The organism is Pseudomonas sp. LTR0 (genome assembly GCF_036630035.1).
In the GTDB taxonomy this organism is placed as follows: domain Bacteria; phylum Pseudomonadota; class Gammaproteobacteria; order Pseudomonadales; family Pseudomonadaceae; genus Aquipseudomonas; species Aquipseudomonas putida_Y.
The window spans coordinates 1,882,936-1,899,945 of record NZ_CP123734.1; the positions used below are offsets into that span (position 1 = coordinate 1,882,936).

The following is a 17,010-nucleotide window of genomic DNA, read 5'->3' on the forward strand; positions in this document are numbered from 1 at the left end:
CGCCTAATCATCTTGTTATGCGCCGACCACGATCGGCTTCGCCAGGTCCGGGCGCAGGGTTGCAGCGCTTTCTGGCGCCACACCGGCCTCGAACTCCGAGCGGAAGTATTTGATGGCACTGCCCAGCGGCTCGACGGCACCCGGTGCGTGAGCACAGAAGGTACGGCCTGGGCCGAGGAAGTTGACCAGCCCCAGCAGCGTCTCGATGTCTTCGGCGCGGCCCTGGCCTTTTTCCAGTGCGCGCAGCATCTTCACGCTCCACGGCAGGCCGTCACGGCATGGGGTACACCAGCCGCACGATTCGCGGGCGAAGAACTCTTCCATGTTGCGCAGCAGCGACACCATGTTGATGCTGTCGTCGACCGCCATGGCCAGGCCAGTACCCATACGGGTGCCGACCTTGGCGATGCCACCGGCGTACATTTGCGCGTCGAGGTGCTCGGGCAGCAGGAAGCCGGTACCGGCGCCGCCTGGCTGCCAGCACTTGAGCTTGAAGCCATCGCGCATTCCACCGGCGTAGTCTTCGAACAGTTCGCGCGCGGTAACGCCGAATGGCAGCTCCCACAGGCCTGGGTTCTTCACCTTGCCGGAGAAGCCCATCAGCTTGGTGCCATGGTCTTCGCTGCCTTCGCGGGCCAGCGACTTGTACCAGTCGTTGCCGTTGGCGACGATGGCCGGGACGTTGCACAGGGTTTCGACGTTGTTCACGCAGGTCGGCTTGCCCCACACGCCAACGGCGGCAGGGAAGGGCGGCTTGGAGCGCGGGTTGGCGCGGCGGCCTTCCAGCGAGTTGATCAGCGCGGTTTCTTCACCGCAGATGTAGCGGCCGGCACCGGTGTGCACGAACAGCTCGAAATCGAAACCGCTGCCCAGGATGTTCTTGCCCAGCAGGCCGGCGGCCTTGGCTTCATCGATGGCGCGGTTTAGGTTTTTCGCTGCGGTGGTGTATTCGCCACGCAGGAAGATGTAGCCACGATAGGCCTTCAGTGCGCGGGCGCTGATCAGCATGCCCTCGACCAGCAGATGGGGCTGTTGCTCCATCAGCATGCGGTCCTTCCAGGTGTTCGGCTCCATTTCGTCCGCGTTGCACAGCAGGTAGCGGATGTTCATGGATTCGTCTTTGGGCATCAGGCCCCACTTCACACCAGTGGGGAAGCCTGCACCGCCACGGCCCTTGAGGCCGGAGTCCTTGACGCTTTGCACGATATCGTCGGCGGACATCTGCGCCAGCGCCTTGCGGGCTGCAGCGTAGCCGTTCTTCGATTCGTACTCGGCCAGCCAGACCGGCTCGCCGTCGTCACGCAGGCGCCAGGTCAGCGGGTGGGTTTCGGCCGAGCGCGCGATGCGGTTGGCCGGGCCGAAGGAAGTAATGGTCATACGTAACCCTCCAGCAGTTTGGAAACGCCAGCCGGCTGCACATCGCCAAAGGTGTCATCGTCGATCATCAGGGCCGGTGCCTTGTCGCAGTTGCCCAGGCAGCACACGGGCAGCAGGGTGAAGCGACCGTCGGCGGTGGTCTGGCCGAGGCCGATGCCCAGCTCGCTCTGGATCTGGCTGACCACCGACTCATGGCCGCCGATGTAGCAGACCATGCTGTCGCACACGCGGATGATGTGGCGGCCGACCGGCTGGCGGAAAATCTGGCTGTAGAAGGTGGCGACACCCTCGACGTCGCTGGCCGGAATGCCCAGCACTTCGCCGATGGCGTGGATGGCGCCGTCCGGCACCCAGCCACGCTCCTTCTGGACGATCTTCAGGGCTTCGATGGACGCCGCGCGCGGGTCCTCGTAGTGATGCATTTCGTGCTCGATGGCCGAGCGCTCGGTTTCGCTCAGGGCGAAACGGTCTGTCTGGATAAGCGTGCTGTTCATGCTTAGCGGTCCACGTCAGCCATAACGAAGTCGATACTGCCCAGGTACGCAATGAGGTCGGCGACCATGCTGCCTTTGATCACCGATGGGATCTGCTGCAGGTGCGGGTAGCTCGGGGTACGGATCCGGGTGCGGTAGCTCATGGTGCCGCCATCGCTCGTCAGGTAGTAACTGTTGATGCCCTTGGTCGCCTCGATCATCTGGAACGACTCGTTGGCCGGCATGACCGGGCCCCACGAGACTTGCAGGAAGTGCGTGATCAGGGTTTCGATATGCTGCAGGGTGCGCTCTTTCGGAGGCGGCGTGGTCAGCGGGTGATCCGCCTTGTACGGGCCTTCCGGCATGTTGCGCAGGCACTGATCGATGATGCGGATACTCTGACGCATCTCCTCGACACGGACCATGCAGCGATCATAGGCATCGCCGTTGTGGGCCAGCGGTACTTCGAATTCGAAGTTTTCGTAGCCGGAGTAAGGGCGGGCTTTACGCAGGTCGAAGTTGCAACCGGTGGCGCGCAGGCCGGCACCGGTGGTGCCCCATTCCAGCGCTTCCTTGGTGTTGTACGCGGCAACGCCGATGGTACGGCCCTTGAGGATGCTGTTTTGCAGGGCGGCCTTGGTGTATTCGTCGAGGCGCTTGGGCAGCCACTCGACAAAGTCCTTGACCAGCTTGTCCCAGCCACGTGGCAGGTCGTGGGCGACGCCACCGATGCGGTACCAGGCCGGGTGCAGGCGGAAACCGGTGATCGCTTCGATCACGGTGTAGGCGCGCTGGCGGTCGGTGAAGGTGAAGAACACCGGAGTCATGGCGCCGACGTCCTGGATGTAGGTGCCCAGGAACAGCAGGTGGCTGGTGATGCGGAAGAACTCGGCCAGCATGATGCGAATCACGTCGACCTTCTGCGGCACCTGGATGCCGGCCAGCTTCTCGACCGCAAGCACGTACGGCAGGTTGTTCATCACCCCGCCGAGGTAATCGATACGGTCGGTATAGGGGATGAAGCTGTGCCAGGACTGGCGCTCGGCCATTTTCTCGGCGCCACGGTGGTGGTAGCCGATGTCCGGTACGCAGTCGACGATCTCTTCACCGTCCAGCTGCAGGACGATACGGAACGCACCGTGCGCCGAAGGGTGGTTGGGGCCGAGGTTGAGGAACATGTAGTCCTCGTTGGCGCCCTGACGCTTCATGCCCCAGGCTTCCGGGTTGAAACGTGCCGATTCCTCTTCAAGCTGCTGCTTGGCCAGGGTCAGGCTGTAGGGGTCGAACTCGGTCGCACGGGCAGGGTAGTCCTTGCGCAGCGGGTGACCTTCCCAGGTCGGCGGCATCATGATGCGGCTGAGGTGCGGGTGGCCGGCAAAGTCGATGCCGAACATGTCCCAGACTTCGCGCTCGTACCAGTTGGCGTTTGGCCAGATGCCCGTCACGGTCGGCAGGTTCAGGTCGCCTTCGCTGAGCGACACCTTGATCATCACATCGCTGTTACGCTCGATCGACAACAGGTGGTAGAACACGCTGAAATCGGCGGCTGGCAGGCCACGGCGCTGGGTGCGCAGGCGCTCGTCGACGCCATGCAGGTCGTACAGCATGCTGTAAGGCTTGGCGACGCCGCGCAGGAAACTGAGCACCTCTTTGAGCTGGGCGCGTTTTACCCACAGCACGGGCATGCCGGTGCGGGTCTCCTGGGCGACGAATGCTTCGGCGCCAAAACGGTTGTTCAGTTCGACGACCACATCCTGGTCGTCAGCCTTGTAGGGCGGAATAAAAATAGCGTTGTCCGCTGTCATGGTCTCGGTCGCTTTGGGTCAACGTTAAGAATGAAGCCAGGCCGCCGGCTCCTTCGGGAGCGGGCGGCAGGTCGCTGGATCAGACTTCGTCGGGGCTGCGCAGGTTGGTTACTGCAATGCGCTGCTCACGACGCAGGTCTTTCTGGGCTGGCATCTCGGCACGGTAAATACCTTGATCACCAACAACCCAGGAAAGCGGGCGTCGTTCTTGGCCGATCGACTCCTGCAGCAGCATCAAGCCTTGCAGGAAAGCCTCAGGGCGTGGCGGGCAGCCAGGCACATAGACGTCCACGGGGAGGAACTTGTCGACCCCCTGAACGACCGAGTAGATGTCGTACATACCACCGGAGTTGGCGCACGAACCCATGGAAATGACCCACTTCGGCTCGAGCATCTGCTCGTACAGGCGCTGGATGATCGGCGCCATCTTCACGAAGCAGGTACCGGCAATGACCATGAAGTCGGCCTGCCGCGGCGAGGCCCGGATGACTTCGGCGCCGAAGCGGGCGATGTCGTGGGGTGCCGTGAAGGCCGTGGTCATTTCCACGTAGCAGCAGGACAGGCCGAAGTTGTACGGCCAGAGGGAGTTTTTGCGACCCCAATTGACCGCACCACGCAGCACATCTTCAAGTTTACCCATGAAGATGTTCTTGTGGACCTGGTCTTCTAGCAGTTGATCGGTGACGGTTTCCCGTTCACCGACCGGGTACTGCTCGTTGGGCGCATCCGGATCGATTCTGGTGAGATTGTATTGCATGCCAAAGCCTCATTGTTTCAGCTTCGCTTGCCGCTTGCGGCGACCTTCGGGAGCCCAATCAAGTGCCCCGACGCGCCATAGGTAGACAAGACCTGCCAACAGAATTGCTATGAAAACGAGTGCTTCGACGAATCCGGTCCAGCCGCTTTCGCGGACGGACACAGACCATGCAAAGAGAAAGAGGGCTTCGATATCGAAGATCACGAACAGCATCGCGACCAGATAGAATTTGGCGGACAGGCGCAGGCGGGCGCTGCCGACGGGCAGCATGCCGGATTCGAAGGGTTCGTTCTTGGCGCGGCCCCAGGCCTTGCTACCGAGCAGGCTGGACAGGCCGAGCATGAAGGCGCACAGGCCGACGACACCCAGGAGGAAGATGGCAAAGCCCCAGTTGTGGGCGATGAGTCCTGTCGAATCGGACATGCTAGAGATCCTTATACAGAGACCCAGCTCTGCAGTCTGAAATAAGTGTAGAGCGGCGACTTGGCGTCGCACATGCAGTGACCAAATGTCGCAGCCGAATCAATCGCGCTGATTTTATGGGTAAACCTGGTGCAAGTAAAATTTCTGTCGCAAATTTATTCGTAGGATTAAGTACAAAAACCGTTCGTAACTGGCTGAGAGCCTTGAGATTCGGGCATTACGTGCGGTTTTGTTAATTATGTTTCTTGCGGCGGGTAACGAATTGCACGGCCAGTAATGATAATTAATATCATTTGAGCTGCTGCCTTCGAATTTGGCTGTTCTGCGCCTTGTAAAGTTCATCTGGCGATTCCCCCTACTTGCAATTGCAAAAAACCCTTGTTCTAGCAGCTTTCGCTACTGCGCGCACCGCTCTGGGTCAATACTTTATCGGTTGAGCGATGACCGACTGATGAAGCGATGGCCCATTGGCCGAGCCAGTAGGCGAGGATGATCAGGTACGGTGCGGCGGCGAACGGGCTGACGAAGCGGTCGATACCGATCAGGCTGTCGGAGAATACGAACAGGCCGGCACCCAGCGCGGCCGGGCCGCTGCAGGCCAGGGCGCGCCAGAGCATCGCACTGATGGCCAAGATGTACAGCGTGACCGGGATCAGCAGCGGGCCGAGGCCATGGCTGGTCAGCACGCCTAGCAGTGTGATGCCAGCGATGGCGCTGAATGCCAGCGCAGGCAAGGCAGGGCGCAGGGTAATGCCGCAATAGGCGCGCAGGTAGGCCAGGTGGGCGCAGAGGAAGGCGACCAGGCCAAACACGAACAGGTCCGCAGGGATGGCCAGCAGGATGTCGCCGAGTACCGAGAAGCCCAGGCCGATCGAGATCCACTTGCGATAAGGCGAGACCGGGGTGTTGTGCAGCCAGGCAATCAAGGCCAGCACCGGGATGGGTTTGGCCATGAGGGCGAGCAGGGTGTTGTCGCTGGCCAGTGCATATATATAGAGGGTAGCGGCGGCCAGGGCGAAAATCATCAGGTGGCTTGGACGAGGCATGGGCGGTCCTTGCTGCTGGGCTGCCCCAAGCATAGACCTGATCTGGGGTTTTGCCGGTGATGCCTTGGGTTGTGTTAGGGCTGCCGTGGGCTTGGCGAAAGGAATGCAGAGGCTGTGAGATCGAGCGCCGCCCGCGCGGCGCATCGCGAGCTGCGCTCGCTCCTACGTTTGTTTCGGGCCAGTCACGCCTGTTGCAGGCGCGCGCGACCGCCTTGTTTGTACGACGTGATAATGCGCCATGCGCCAAGGCGTTCGCGCGCAAATGGCACAGGAATAATTGGCCCGAAACAAACGTAGGAGCGAGCGCAGCTCGCGATGCGCCGCGCGGGCGGCGCTCGATCTGCGCATCACCCCAAAATTCAAACCGATCATTGCGCTGCCCTGACGTAATCGCGCTTAAATCACCTGTCTTGCCTCGATGCATGAGCCGGAGGCGCTACGGACATGGCTTGATTCGGCATTGATTCCGGTGCGGATACTCGCTGAACCTCGGCCTTTGCACCAAGGCTTGAGCGATGCATCGCCTGGGTGGGCCTCTTCGCGGGTAAACCCGCTCCTACAAGCGACTGCGCAAGCTATTCAAAACCTGTGCAAGGCAGTTGCTCCTACAGGTTCTGTGCATTTTCGGTCGGGCCGGTGCAGACGAAAACAAAGGCCCAGGGCTTCACAGCCCCGGGCCTTTGTTCAACCGCAAGCCACTATCAGTGGAACTGCTCTTCCTCGGTCGAACCGGTCAGTGCAGTCACCGACGAAGCGCCACCCTGGATCACGGTGGTCATGTCGTCAAAGTAGCCGGTGCCCACTTCCTGCTGGTGCGCCACGAAGGTGTAGCCCTTGCTGGCGTCAGCGAATTCCTGCTCCTGCAGCTTCACGTAGGCGGTCATGTCGTTGCGGGCGTAGTCGTGCGCCAGGTTGAACATGCCGTGCCACATGTTGTGGATGCCGGCCAGGGTGATGAACTGATGCTTGTAGCCCATGGCCGACAGTTCGCGCTGGAACTTGGCGATGGTGGCGTCGTCCAGGTTTTTCTTCCAGTTGAAGGAAGGCGAGCAGTTGTAGGACAGGATCTGGTCCGGGTACTCCTTCTTGATCGCCTCGGCAAAGCGGCGGGCTTCGTCCAGGTCCGGCTTGGCGGTTTCACACCAGATCAGGTCGGCGTACGGGGCGTAGGCCAGGCCGCGGGCAATGGCCTGATCGAGGCCGGCGCGGACCTTGTAGAAGCCTTCACGGGTGCGCTCGCCAACCACGAACGGCTGGTCGTACGGGTCGCAGTCGCTGGTCAGCAGGTCGGCGGCGTTGGCATCGGTACGGGCCAGGATGATGGTCGGTACGCCCGACACGTCAGCGGCCAGGCGAGCAGCCACCAGCTTCTGTACGGCTTCCTGGGTGGGTACCAGTACCTTGCCACCCATGTGGCCGCATTTTTTTACCGAGGCCAGCTGGTCTTCGAAGTGCACGCCGGCGGCGCCTGCTTCGATCATGTTCTTCATCAGCTCGTAGGCGTTCAGCACGCCACCGAAACCGGCTTCGGCGTCAGCCACGATTGGCGCGAAGTAGTCGATGTAGCCTTCGTCGCCCGGGTTCTTGCCGGCTTTCCACTGGATCTGGTCAGCGCGGCGGAACGCGTTGTTGATGCGCTTGACCACGGTCGGTACCGAGTCGACCGGGTACAGCGACTGGTCAGGGTACATCGATTCGGCCGAGTTGTTGTCGGCGGCAACCTGCCAGCCGGACAGGTAGATGGCCTGGATGCCGGCCTTGACCTGTTGTACAGCCTGGCCGCCAGTCAGGGCGCCCATGCAGTTGACGAAATCTTTGTCGGGGCGGAAGGACGGGTGAGCACCTTCGGTAACCAGCTTCCACAGTTTTTCTGCACCCTGACGGGCAAAGGTGTGCTCAGGTTGCACGGAGCCACGCAGGCGAACGACATCAGCGGCGGTGTAGGTACGGGTCACGCCTTTCCAGCGCGGGTTCTCGGCCCAGTCTTTCTCGAGGGCTGCAATTTGCTGTTCGCGTGTCAGTGCCATGGAAATAAACCTCGTCGCATCGATCTTGGGTTAATTGTGCTGATGCTCTGGGCAGATCAGGTGCCTGGCGGCTGTCCTGTTCGCAGGTTGCGGCGGCGAACGCGAAGGCTCGAAGGGGAAGGTTGGGCAGGCCAGGCGAAGGTGTGCTCCGGGCAGGTCGGCTCGTGGTTGCCTTGCTGCGGTGCTACGCGATTGCCAGTACTGCGGTGATGCGCTTCCGTCCCTCGGGACAACTTCTTCGTTGCAGTCGCAATCCCGTCGAACCGCCTTGTGGGCCGTATAGACACGAGGCGCCTCCAAGGGTGGAAGGAGCGCGCCCCGAAGGCCCTTGCCAGGGCCCCTGATTAGCGGGAGCGAGGCCATCATGCCCTTGGGAAAAAGACCCTGTCAAATGTTTTGTAGTGCTTTTTTGTGGTTACTACATCTTTGGTCTAATGCGACTTGGCAGTCAGTTTGAAGGCCTTTGGTCGAAGCCTTGAATTGCCTGAGATCAGTCAACAAGGTCGACTTTGACACGCAATGTCATGTTTTCACCCCGTTGGGTGCTGTACGTATGGCTTGACGCGCTGCGGTCGGCTTGGCTCTGCTGATTGAACCCCGCCAGGGTGATCCACTCGCCGAGCTTGCCAGTGACTGTCGTGTCGGTACTTTGTACTTTCACTACATCTGCACGTTCCTGGCTGATGCGGTCATTATTGCTGCTTATTTGCAGACGAACCGTTTCGCCGCTCAGGCTGGGGGTCACGTAGAAGCCTTGGGTCACGTTGCGATATTCGGTGTTGCTTTGAATGCGCCCATAGCCGTCTGTGCTGGTGCTGGTAATGGGGATGCTCTGGCCCACCTGGATCAGTGCCGGTTGCCCTTCGCTGGCTTGTACCTGCTGCATGCCGCCGTCGCGGTTGCTGGTGCCGTAGTGAATGACGCGAGCGTTGCCGCGGTTGTCCTGGAAGTTGCTGTCATTGTTGTCGACGCTGATCAGCAGGCGTTTGGGCGCGGTATCCAGCTGTTGCAGCAGGGCGCGCAGGTCGTCGATGCGCTCGGGGCTGGCGTTGACGATCAGTTTGTTCTCGAAGGCGCTGACCGTGCCGTCCTTGCCGATGAATGCCTGCAGGGCGGGCAGCAATTCGGCGCTGCTACGATGCTGAAGTGGCACCACCTCGGTGGCAGCATGGGCACTGAGGCTGGCGGCCAGCAACAGGGAGGCGAAAAGGGGGCGTAGCGGCATGTCCATGATCTCCGCAGGTGAAACCAACATGATGGCAAACTTGCTGACTTTTTGCCGGATCTGGATCACGCCGGCACTGTTGCAGAGGGTCGTTTTATCCTGATTTATCTTGTAGGCTATAAATTATAGTAGGCAAGATAATTGAGGTTAATTGCATGTCTCCCGTCCGTCCGCTCCTGCGCCGTAATCAGTTGGCCAACGCACTGGCCCAAGACTTGGCCGGCGAGTCTTTGGTCGATTACAGCTCGGGCATGTTCTTGGCCGCGCCGCGGCGTACGGGCAAGAGCACCTTCCTCAACAACGACTTCATACCAGAATGCATACAGCGCGGCTGGCTACCGGTTTACGTCGACCTGTGGTCGGATCGCGACGCCGCCCCTGCGCAGCTCATCAGTGGCGCCATCGGTACAGCACTGGCCAGATTCGAAGGTGCGCTGGCCAGGACTGCGAAAAAGGCCGGTATCGACAAGATCAACCTGCTGCGCACCCTGAGCTGGGATTTCACCCGCCCGCAACTGCCTGCGGGTACTACCCTGGCCCAGGCGCTTGCCGTGTTGCACCAAGTGTCAGGGCAACTGGTAGTGCTTATCATCGACGAGGCTCAGCACGCCCTTAACAGCGAAGATGGCCTCAATGCAATGTTCGCGCTGAAAGCCGCGCGTGACCACCTTAATCGTGGCGACCGTCCGGACGGCTTGCGGCTGGTGTTCACGGGCTCTAGTCGCGACAAGCTGGCCAACCTGGTACTCAAGAGCAAGCAGCCATTCTTTGGTGCCAGCATCACGCCCTTTCCGTTGCTGGGGCGTGAATATGTCGAATTCATCACCGCCTTGTGGAACCGTCGCCTGGCCGACAGTAACCAGTTCAAGGTAGAGGACCTGGCATACGCGTTCGAATTGGTCGGCCGGCGCCCGGAAATGCTCAACAAACTGTTGGCCGAAGTTAGCGTCGGCCTGGGTGAGGCGGGCAACCTGGGTGAACTGCTGCGCAATGGGGCGCTGAATCATCAAGCCGGGGTGTGGAGTGACTACGAAAGCGCTTGGAACGAACTTACGCCGTTGCAGCAGGCAGTGCTGGAGGTCATGGCCGAGCGCACGCTCGGCCGGCAGCCGTTTTCCCCGTTTACCGAGCAAACCCTGGTTGAGGTCAGCCGCAAGCTGGAGCAGGCCCAGGCGGTAGCCAACGTCAACACGGCAAACGTACAGAAGGCCCTTGATGCCCTGCGCGACAAGGAGCTGGTATGGAAGGCCAATCGTGGCGAGTACGCGTTGGAGGATACTTCCATGGCCGAATGGCTCGCCCGCGACCAGGCAGTTGCCAGCCACAGGTGAACCTTTGAGGTGCCCCGTAAGTCGCACTCACAGGGAGCGCGTGGGGTGATTGCATGAAGGGTGTCCTGATCTTGCTGTTATGGCTTTGCAGTCTTGGTGCACAGGCTGCAGCAGACACGCTGCGCATCAAGCAGCTGCAGCGTTGCGGTGACTTGTTCAGCGATAGCCGGCAAAAATGGTGTCTGCGTGCCGAAGGGCTCCGGGCAAATCTGCCAACGGTATGGCTGGGCGGCACGCGGCTGTCAGAAGCCGATATCGAGCGACAAGGTGACCGGCTAACGCTGAAGCTGGCGAGGCCAGCCCAGCGCAGCGCCCCGCTCTGGCTGGTCGATGGCGGCCGCACGAGCAACCCGGTATGGCTGACCCGCCAACGCAGTCATGTGATCGCCGCAGGGCCCGATGAAGTGGCGAAGAACATGGACGGCCTGACCACCTACGTCGACCTGGTCAGCCTGTTGATCGAAGAAAAACACGACGGCCTCGGCGAGGCCCGGCGCATCGCCGGTAAATACGGCGCCCTGGTTGTCGGTGCCATACCGCCGCTGAATGTCTACCAGCTGCGCTTGCCGGTAGATGATCTGGTGCAGCGCGATGCGATGGTCCTGCGCATGGGCAGTGAAGTCAGCGTGGATGCCGTGATTGTCGAAGAGTCCGGCCCTGAGCGCGGGGAGGAGGGCAATGGGCGCGGCAACCGGGCCATCGACCAGGCGGATGAATGGGCCGCCAACCGCTTCATGGACGCGCTGTATTTCTACCGGCGCCGGATTGCCGCATCTGGCTTGCCGGTGAAGCCCGTGCGGGTCGGGGTAATCGAGCGCGAAGTGGACTTCGACGCCCCAGGGTTCAGCCATTATCAGGGGGGCTGCGAAAAAGGCCAGACATGCCTATACGCTCGCGACGGTGATCGCCCGGCAAGCCACGGCAGCCATGTTGCAGGCATTCTCGCTGCGCAGGGTGAGGGCTTTTTGCCGGGGCTGGGTAAGCACAGCCCTGGCTTCGAGGTGGTGGTAGAGCGCAACTCGGATGCCGGTATCACCGCCAACATCGCTGCATCGGTGAACCTGGTCGAAGATGGCGTGCGGGTGTTGAACTGGAGCTGGGGCATTCACCGGGTCGGGGCACGCAATGTGAAGGGTGATGAGGTCGATTCGCTGGTGCGCTCCGGGCTGGCGATGAGCGGCTACGAGGAGTTACTTGAGGAGTTCTTCCTCTGGCTGCGCAAGGAGCACCCTGACGTGGTGGTGGTGAATTCGGCGGGCAATGGTGCGTCCTGGTCGGGGACCGATGAATATCGCCTGCCTTCGTCGTTCATCACCGAACAACTGCTGGTGGTGGGCGGGCATCAGCGCAGTGACAAGGCTACGGCAGTTGAAGCCCACGATCATGTGCGCAAGCGTCACAGCTCCAATATCGACATGCGTGTGGACGTCAGTGCTGCTGCCTGCATACGCCCAGTGTCGGCCGAGGCTGCGCATTGCGGCACGTCGTACGCAACACCTTTGGTGACTGCCACTGTGGCGACGATGCTGTCGATCAACCCGGCACTTACCCCGGAACAGGTGCGCATGCTGTTGCGGCGCAGTGCCTTGACCCTGGGCGTCGAACAGGATTTCGAAGCGATGGATGCCGAAGACCTGACGGCGCCGATCCTGCCCTCAGAGCGTGGTGGCCGCCTGAACGACCCGGATCTTGGCCGTTCGGCGCGCCTGGACATGCAGCGTGCGCTGGACCTGGCCGTGCAGAGCCTGGAACGTGTGCGTTGAGCGGTGGCCGCTGTCCGACAATTTCCGTAACATCCCGCCCCTCGTTTTTAAATCGTCCTCCGGACTGAACCACAGGAAGCCCATGAAGCCCGCCCGACTACGCGCCGACCTGCTCGCCGGCCTCACCACCTCGTTCGCCTTGGTCCCCGAGTGCATCGCCTTTGCCCTGGTGGCCCACCTCAACCCGCTGATGGGCCTGTATGGCGCGTTCATCATTTGTACCCTGACGGCGCTGTTCGGCGGGCGGCCGGGGATGATCTCCGGCGCTGCTGGCTCGATGGCGGTGGTGATCGTCGCGCTGGTGGTGCAGCACGGTGCGCAGTACCTGCTGGCCACGGTGCTGCTGGGTGGCGTGGTAATGATCCTGTTTGGCGTGCTGCGCTTGGGCAAGCTGGTGCGCCTGGTGCCATACCCGGTTATGCTCGGCTTCGTAAACGGCCTGGCCATCGTCATCGCCATGGCCCAGCTGGAGCATTTCAAGGACGGCGAACACTGGCTCACCGGCACGCCGCTGTACCTGATGGTCGGCCTGGTGGCGCTGACCATGGCGGTGGTTTATGTGCTGCCGAAACTGACCCGCGCGGTGCCGCCGGCTCTGGTGGCGATCCTCGGTGTCGGCCTGTTGGTGTACTTGCTCGGGCTGCCGACCCGCACCCTGGGTGACATGGCGCACATCGCTGGTGGCCTGCCTGGGCTGGCCCTGCCGGATGTGCCCTGGAATCTGGAAACCCTGAAGATCATCGCCCCTTATGCGGTGCTGATGGCCATGGTCGGCCTGCTGGAAACCCTGCTCACCCTCAACCTGACCGATGAAATCACCGAGAGCCGTGGCTTCCCGGATCGCGAGTGTGTGGCACTGGGCGCTGCGAACATGGTGTCGGGCCTGTGCGGCGGCATGGGCGGCTGCGCGATGATCGGGCAGACGGTGATCAACCTCAGTTCCAATGGCCGGGGCCGGTTGTCGGGTGTAGTAGCCGGCGTGATGATTCTGCTGTTCGTGCTGTTCCTGTCGCCGCTGATCGAGCGTATTCCACTGGCGGCGCTGGTTGGTGTGATGTTCGTGGTGGCCCAGCAGACCTTTGCCTGGGCGTCGTTGCGGGTGTTGCACAAGGTGCCGGTGAATGATGTGCTGGCGATCATTGCGGTGACCGTGGTCACGGTGTTCACTGACCTGGCCATGGCGGTGCTGTTCGGTATCATCATCGCGGCGCTCAACTTTGCCTGGCAGCATGCACGCGAGCTGTATGCCGACACCCATGAGGACGCGGGGGGCGGCAAGCGTTATCAGTTACATGGCACGCTGTTCTTCGCCTCGACCACCTCGTTCCTCAACCAGTTCGACACGGCCGGGGACCCGGCCCAGGTCACGCTGGATTGCCAGCATTTGAGCTTTGTCGATTATTCGGCGGTTGCGGCGCTGAAAACCCTGCGTGAGCGCTATGCCAAGGCGGGCAAGCATTTGCGCGTGGTGCATTTGTCGGATCGGTGCAAGAAGCTGTTGAAGCGGGCTGGCGAGCAGCACTGAGCTTGATTGTGGCCTGTACCGGCCTCTTCGCGGGCACGCCCGCTCCCACAGAAAGGCCGCAGGCCCAAACATTGTGCGCCCCCGGTGGGAGCGGGCGTGCCCGCGAAGAGGCCGGTACCGGAGAACCGCTTACTCTCCGCGGCTCTTCTTGACGATGCCGTCGGCAATGCTCGCCGGGGCCTCGGCATAGCGGGTGAACTCCATCGAGAAGCTTGCCCGGCCCTGGGTCATCGAGCGCATCGAGGTGGCGTAGCCGAACATTTCGCCCAGCGGAACTTCGGCACGGATCACCTTGCCAGCCGGCGTTTCATCACCGTCCTGGATCATGCCGCGACGTCGGCTCAAGTCGCCGAGGATGTCGCCCTGATACTCCTCCGGCGTCACCACCTCAACCTTCATCACCGGCTCCAGCAACACTGCGCCACCTTTCTGCGACAACTGCTTGGTGGCCATTGATGCGGCGATCTTGTAGGCCATCTCGTTGGAGTCGACATCGTGGTACGAGCCGTCGAACACGGCGGCCTTGAGGTTGATCAGTGGGTAGCCGGCAAGCACGCCGTTCTTCATTTGCTCCTCGATACCCTTCTGGATGGCCGGGATGTACTCGCGCGGTACTACGCCGCCGACAATCTCGTTGATGAACTCCAGGCCTTCTTTGCCTTCATCGCCGGGAGCAAAACGGATCCAGCAATGGCCGTACTGGCCGCGGCCGCCGGATTGGCGAACGAAGCGGCCCTCGATCTCGCAGGTGTTGCGGATCTTCTCGCGGTAGGCCACCTGTGGCTTGCCGATGTTGGCCTCGACGTTGAACTCGCGGCGCATGCGGTCGACGATGATGTCCAGGTGCAGCTCGCCCATGCCCGAGATGATGGTCTGGCCGGTCTCTTCATCGGTACGCACGCGGAATGAGGGGTCTTCCTGGGCCAGCTTGCCCAGCGCGATCCCCATTTTTTCCTGGTCGGCCTTGGTTTTCGGCTCTACTGCTACGGAAATCACCGGGTCGGGGAAGTCCATGCGTTCGAGAATGATCGGCTTGTCCATGTCGCACAGGGTATCGCCGGTGGTCACGTCCTTCATGCCGATCAGTGCGGCGATATCGCCGGCGCACACGTCCTTGATTTCAGCGCGTTGGTTGGCGTGCATTTGCACCATGCGGCCAATGCGCTCTTTTTTGCCCTTGACGGAGTTGAGCACCGCGTTGCCGGAGCTGAGCACACCGGAATACACCCGGGCGAAGGTGAGGGTGCCGACGAACGGGTCGGTGGCGATCTTGAAGGCCAGTGCCGAGAACGGTTCATTGTCGTCGGCGTGGCGTTCCAGGTGCTTTTCTTTGTCGTCGGGGTCGGTGCCCTTGATTGCCGGAATTTCCGACGGGGCGGGCAGGTAGTCGATCACCGCGTCGAGCATCAGCGGCACGCCCTTGTTCTTGAACGATGAGCCGAGGATGGTGGGCACGATTTCGTTGGCAATGGTGCGCTGGCGCAACCCGGCCTTGATCTCTTCGATGCTCAGCTCCTCGCCATCGAGAAACTTCATGGTCAGCTCGTCATTGGCTTCGGCCGCAGCTTCGATCATGTGCGCGCGCCATTCGTCGGCAAGCTCCTGCAGATCGGCTGGAATATCTTCTTCGCGGTAACTGGTGCCCTGGTCGGCATCGTTCCAGTAGATGGCCTTCATCTTCACCAGGTCGATCTGGCCAATGAAGTTCTCTTCGCTGCCGATGGCCAGCTGGATGGGGACCGGGTGGTGCCCCAGGCGCTGATCGATCTGCTTGACCACGCGCAGGAAGTCGGCCCCCTGGCGGTCCATCTTGTTGATGTAGGCCAGGCGCGGCACGTGATACTTGTTGGCCTGGCGCCAAACGGTCTCGGACTGCGGCTCGACGCCGTCCGCGCCGCTGAATACCACGACCGCGCCATCGAGCACGCGCAATGAGCGCTCCACCTCGATGGTGAAATCGACGTGGCCTGGGGTGTCGATGATGTTGAAACGGTACTTGTGGGCGAACTGCTTGGTCGAGCCTTGCCAGAACGCCGTGGTCGCCGCCGAGGTGATGGTGATGCCGCGTTCCTGCTCCTGGGCCATCCAGTCCATGGTCGCCGCGCCATCGTGCACTTCGCCCATCTTGTGGTTGACCCCGGTGTAGAACAGGATTCGCTCGGTGGTCGTGGTCTTGCCGGCATCCACGTGGGCGACGATGCCGATATTGCGGTACAGCTCGATGGGCGTTGTGCGGGCCATGGCGGACTACCTGTGGGTGGGCGGATTCCACCAAGTTAGCAGACCGGTGGAATCCTGCCCTGCCGCCGGGCTGTCAGTCGGTCTGGGCTTGCAGCATCCACTGGCCATCCACTTCGCGGGCCAGGCCGCTGGCCGGCAGCAAGGCCAGCAGACGCGCGTGCAGGGCGGCCTCGGTAAAGGTCTTGAGGGTGGTCAGGTCCAGCGCACCGACCAGGTTGAGATCAGCCTTGGTGTACGACAGCCAGGCTTTTTTCAACACCTGGGCGACGTCGCTGCCGGCGGTGCTGGCGAACCGGCGGTGCCACTGGCGGCCTTCGAAGGTGAAGTTGTGCGCGTGGCTGTAGGTGCTTTGGTCGGCGCCTTCTACACAGCGGTGGCAGTGGCATGGGCCCTCGCCGAAGGCGTTGCGCAGGTAGCTGTTGAAGTCCACGACGGGCTTGAGGGACAGGCGTTTGTCGACTTCGAACAGGTCGGCGATCAGGGGTTCTTCGGCGCTCACTCGGGATCCTCGTGTGGTGTGGCGTGCATCGGCGGGCACCCTAACAGATCGGGGCATTCAGATCACCTGTTGCAGGTGCCCCGCATACCCCAAGCAATATGCGATCCCTGTGGGAGCGGGGCGTGCCCGCGAAGAGGCCAGTAGAGACAACAGAGACTGCCTGCCGTACTCTACGCGCCCCTACGCCTATACACCCACCGAGGTAACCCCGTTTGAGCACCAAGTACCCGTACATCGCCACCGTGACCATCAGCGCTGAAGACCGTGGCGGAGATACCGAGGCTTCGGAAAACCCCAGCATGCGCGTGGGTCTGGAAGCGGTGACCGAAACCCTGAAGAAGGTGCATTTCGTCGGTACGCTCGCGGCCCCTGAGAAACCGGCCACGCATATTTGCGTGACCCTGGAGAATGGCCTGACCTATTACGGCCCGATCGTCAACGGCCATGCCGAACTGGAAGGCGGCTGGATCGCCTTCGAGTCCGACATGCTCACCCCGCAAGAGCTGGGCCTGTAAGCC

The 17,010-nt window shown here is 61.6% G+C and carries 14 protein-coding genes; 4 read left to right on the plus strand and 10 right to left on the minus strand.

What is annotated here, in order from left to right; genetic code table 11:
• Positions 1-15: 15 nt before the first annotated feature.
• From nuoF to QCL51_RS08625, 8 genes are all read right to left on the minus strand, one after another.
• Positions 16-1,377 (minus strand): NADH-quinone oxidoreductase subunit NuoF, encoded by a 1,362-nt coding sequence (gene nuoF / locus QCL51_RS08590; RefSeq protein WP_021783222.1) that lies wholly within the window; start codon positions 1,375-1,377, stop codon positions 16-18.
• On the minus strand, positions 1,374-1,871 hold the full coding sequence (nuoE, locus tag QCL51_RS08595; RefSeq protein WP_003251433.1) for an NADH-quinone oxidoreductase subunit NuoE: 498 nt from the start codon (positions 1,869-1,871) through the stop codon (positions 1,374-1,376). The genes nuoF and nuoE overlap by 4 nt, the downstream gene beginning before the upstream one ends.
• A gap of 2 nt (positions 1,872-1,873) precedes the next feature.
• Positions 1,874-3,655 (minus strand): NADH-quinone oxidoreductase subunit C/D, encoded by a 1,782-nt coding sequence (gene nuoC, locus QCL51_RS08600; RefSeq protein WP_021783221.1) that lies wholly within the window; start codon positions 3,653-3,655, stop codon positions 1,874-1,876.
• A gap of 79 nt (positions 3,656-3,734) precedes the next feature.
• Positions 3,735-4,412, minus strand: coding sequence for an NADH-quinone oxidoreductase subunit B (locus tag QCL51_RS08605; RefSeq protein WP_003251429.1), 678 nt, complete (start codon positions 4,410-4,412; stop codon positions 3,735-3,737).
• Between the two features lie 9 nt (positions 4,413-4,421).
• Positions 4,422-4,835: an NADH-quinone oxidoreductase subunit A gene (locus tag QCL51_RS08610; protein ID WP_021783220.1), complete on the minus strand. Its 414-nt coding sequence runs from the start codon at positions 4,833-4,835 to the stop codon at positions 4,422-4,424.
• 383 nt (positions 4,836-5,218) lie between these two features.
• Complete coding sequence (locus tag QCL51_RS08615) at positions 5,219-5,881, minus strand: lysoplasmalogenase (protein WP_021783219.1); 663 nt, start codon at positions 5,879-5,881, stop codon at positions 5,219-5,221.
• Between the two features lie 701 nt (positions 5,882-6,582).
• Entirely contained in the window at positions 6,583-7,908 is a 1,326-nt protein-coding gene (gene aceA, locus QCL51_RS08620) for an isocitrate lyase (RefSeq protein ID WP_014861668.1), read from the minus strand.
• A gap of 490 nt (positions 7,909-8,398) precedes the next feature.
• Positions 8,399-9,163, minus strand: a complete 765-nt coding sequence (locus tag QCL51_RS08625) for a secretin N-terminal domain-containing protein (protein ID WP_172402879.1) — start codon at positions 9,161-9,163, stop codon at positions 8,399-8,401.
• Between the two features lie 125 nt (positions 9,164-9,288).
• Between QCL51_RS08625 and QCL51_RS08630 the strand changes: the two genes are divergently transcribed.
• The 3 genes from QCL51_RS08630 (at position 9,289) to QCL51_RS08640 (ending at position 13,752) form a co-directional block, all read left to right on the plus strand.
• Complete coding sequence (locus tag QCL51_RS08630) at positions 9,289-10,464, plus strand: hypothetical protein (RefSeq protein WP_021783218.1); 1,176 nt, start codon at positions 9,289-9,291, stop codon at positions 10,462-10,464.
• 53 nt (positions 10,465-10,517) lie between these two features.
• The gene (locus QCL51_RS08635) at positions 10,518-12,227 is read left to right on the plus strand and encodes a S8/S53 family peptidase (protein ID WP_021783217.1); all 1,710 of its coding nucleotides are present in this window, start codon (positions 10,518-10,520) and stop codon (positions 12,225-12,227) included.
• A gap of 82 nt (positions 12,228-12,309) precedes the next feature.
• Entirely contained in the window at positions 12,310-13,752 is a 1,443-nt protein-coding gene (locus tag QCL51_RS08640; RefSeq protein ID WP_021783216.1) for a SulP family inorganic anion transporter, read from the plus strand.
• Between the two features lie 129 nt (positions 13,753-13,881).
• On the opposite strand, the gene fusA is transcribed toward QCL51_RS08640, so the two are convergent.
• Together fusA and QCL51_RS08650 are read right to left on the minus strand one after the other, a co-directional pair.
• Positions 13,882-15,993: an elongation factor G gene (gene fusA, locus QCL51_RS08645; RefSeq protein ID WP_338444747.1), complete on the minus strand. Its 2,112-nt coding sequence runs from the start codon at positions 15,991-15,993 to the stop codon at positions 13,882-13,884.
• A gap of 73 nt (positions 15,994-16,066) precedes the next feature.
• On the minus strand, positions 16,067-16,492 hold the full coding sequence (locus tag QCL51_RS08650) for a hypothetical protein (RefSeq protein ID WP_103444694.1): 426 nt from the start codon (positions 16,490-16,492) through the stop codon (positions 16,067-16,069).
• A 212-nt stretch (positions 16,493-16,704) separates the two neighbouring features.
• On the opposite strand from QCL51_RS08650, the gene QCL51_RS08655 reads away from it, so the two are divergent.
• Positions 16,705-17,007, plus strand: coding sequence for a hypothetical protein (locus tag QCL51_RS08655; RefSeq protein ID WP_021783213.1), 303 nt, complete (start codon positions 16,705-16,707; stop codon positions 17,005-17,007).
• Positions 17,008-17,010 lie beyond the last annotated feature (3 nt).

Bases quoted from the DNA above. Each gene is read 5' to 3' on its own strand.
- QCL51_RS08630 (WP_021783218.1), top strand. From the start codon at position 9,289: ATGTCTCCCGTCCGTCCGCTCCTGCGCCGTAATCAGTTGGCCAACGCA.
- QCL51_RS08635 (WP_021783217.1), top strand. From the start codon at position 10,518: ATGAAGGGTGTCCTGATCTTGCTGTTATGGCTTTGCAGTCTTGGTGCA.
- nuoC (WP_021783221.1), bottom strand. From the start codon at position 3,655: ATGACAGCGGACAACGCTATTTTTATTCCGCCCTACAAGGCTGACGAC.
- nuoE (WP_003251433.1), bottom strand. From the start codon at position 1,871: ATGAACAGCACGCTTATCCAGACAGACCGTTTCGCCCTGAGCGAAACC.
- QCL51_RS08605 (WP_003251429.1), bottom strand. From the start codon at position 4,412: ATGCAATACAATCTCACCAGAATCGATCCGGATGCGCCCAACGAGCAG.
- QCL51_RS08625 (WP_172402879.1), bottom strand. From the start codon at position 9,163: ATGTTGGTTTCACCTGCGGAGATCATGGACATGCCGCTACGCCCCCTT.
- QCL51_RS08615 (WP_021783219.1), bottom strand. From the start codon at position 5,881: ATGCCTCGTCCAAGCCACCTGATGATTTTCGCCCTGGCCGCCGCTACC.
- nuoF (WP_021783222.1), bottom strand. From the start codon at position 1,377: ATGACCATTACTTCCTTCGGCCCGGCCAACCGCATCGCGCGCTCGGCC.
- fusA (WP_338444747.1), bottom strand. From the start codon at position 15,993: ATGGCCCGCACAACGCCCATCGAGCTGTACCGCAATATCGGCATCGTC.
- QCL51_RS08610 (WP_021783220.1), bottom strand. From the start codon at position 4,835: ATGTCCGATTCGACAGGACTCATCGCCCACAACTGGGGCTTTGCCATC.
- aceA (WP_014861668.1), bottom strand. From the start codon at position 7,908: ATGGCACTGACACGCGAACAGCAAATTGCAGCCCTCGAGAAAGACTGG.
- QCL51_RS08640 (WP_021783216.1), top strand. From the start codon at position 12,310: ATGAAGCCCGCCCGACTACGCGCCGACCTGCTCGCCGGCCTCACCACC.